The sequence below is a fragment of the Desulfoferrobacter suflitae genome (assembly GCF_022603395.1).
GTDB lineage: Bacteria > Desulfobacterota > Syntrophobacteria > Syntrophobacterales > Syntrophobacteraceae > Desulfoferrobacter > Desulfoferrobacter suflitae.
This window is the reverse complement of the sequence record NZ_JAIBKA010000036.1, coordinates 1-1,325: the sequence shown is the minus strand read 5'-3', so window position 1 is coordinate 1,325 and position 1,325 is coordinate 1. Positions and strand designations below refer to the sequence as shown.

Here is a 1,325-nt window from a genome sequence, read left to right as displayed (position 1 = left end):
GTTTTAAGTTTTAACTGTTGGGGAACCAAGCCGGCCCGGTTGTCTCAAGACATGTAACTCCTCGACGATTGAAGCTATGAGCGCTTCAGCATATCGGCAGAATTGGGCTCGTGCTTGAGTTCATTTTTGATTACGGGGAATCTCCATGTCGAAATGAAATTACGATTACAAGCAAATCGAACCACAGAGGCATCACGCAGAGCGTGACTTCGTTTTTAACTCAGCACGGGCACAGAGTTGATTTCTTTCTTACCGGCCGAGAGGCGGCCGCTAATAAGGTTATCTGGACAACACATGGGGGCATGCCAGGTCGCCGTGCCTTGATTCGCACCAGCGTTGCTTTGGATAGGGTAAAACTTGAACTCCGATTGTGGACCCGCAGACGAACAGACGGAGGTCAATGGATTACTTTCCGCAGGATTTCTTCGAACTGATTTATGGAATCTATGGTAGCACTTTTTTTGAGAAGGTCTTTCAGCGTCTGCAAATCTTCATGCTTTTCAACCATATCAATCACCGGTTGCGGCACGGATTCGAAGCGGGCATCGAGAATGTCAAGAATGCTCTGTTGCAAGCCCTGTTGCAGCCCCTGTTGCAGGCCCTGTTGCAGCCCCTCCTGGAGCCCTTCTTGTTTAATCAAATCATAAGCAGCAGACTCAATCATGATATCCCTCCTGCGGGAAAGCAGTACTCGGGGAAGGTCTTTGGAAACAAGACCTGAAAGAACCGTCATCACCGTCAGCATATCCGCTTTGTCGCGTCGCGGCAAGCCGCTTTCATAAAGCAGCGCATCGGCCCGGTCCGCAAGTTCTTCGCCACCTCGCATGAGGGGCACCAATGGTAGTAAACAGATCACCCCCTCATCGATCACCGCCTTGCCATCTAGTTCAAATATCGGAACCAGTCGGAAGCGAAACGTGACCTCATTATCTTGATACGAGCTTGTGCTGGTATGGGAAGGTGTCAGCAGCAACACGCAGGAAATGGCTTCTCCGCCATATTTCAATAAATACCTGCTGCGGTAATCCAATAGCCGAAGAGGAATCTGCCGGTCCCAGCGACTCTGAATCTCAATCAGGACCAACCGCTCAGACCCTGTTTCATCTTTGACCAAGACAACGAAATCGCTACGCTTCACACTTAACGTCTCTTGCGGCAACTCCTCGAGCAGGATGCTCTCCCTAAAAGAGAGCCCCAAGAAGCGCTTGAGGATCTCTTCCCGGCATTTTTCAAGTAAAATTTTGGTGGCAATGTCGTAATGCATTATCAGCTTAAAAGGGGGATGAATGGGATGAATAGGGGACGTTGTTTCATATTTCCATTCG

At 49.4% G+C, this 1,325-nt stretch carries 1 protein-coding gene; it reads right to left on the bottom strand.

Annotation, left to right across the window (positions count from 1 at the left end; genetic code table 11):
* Nucleotides 1–397: 397 nt before the first annotated feature.
* Nucleotides 398–1,159: an RpnC/YadD family protein gene (locus tag K1V27_RS22470; RefSeq protein ID WP_258932521.1), complete on the bottom strand. Its 762-nt coding sequence runs from the start codon at nucleotides 1,157–1,159 to the stop codon at nucleotides 398–400.
* Nucleotides 1,160–1,325 lie beyond the last annotated feature (166 nt).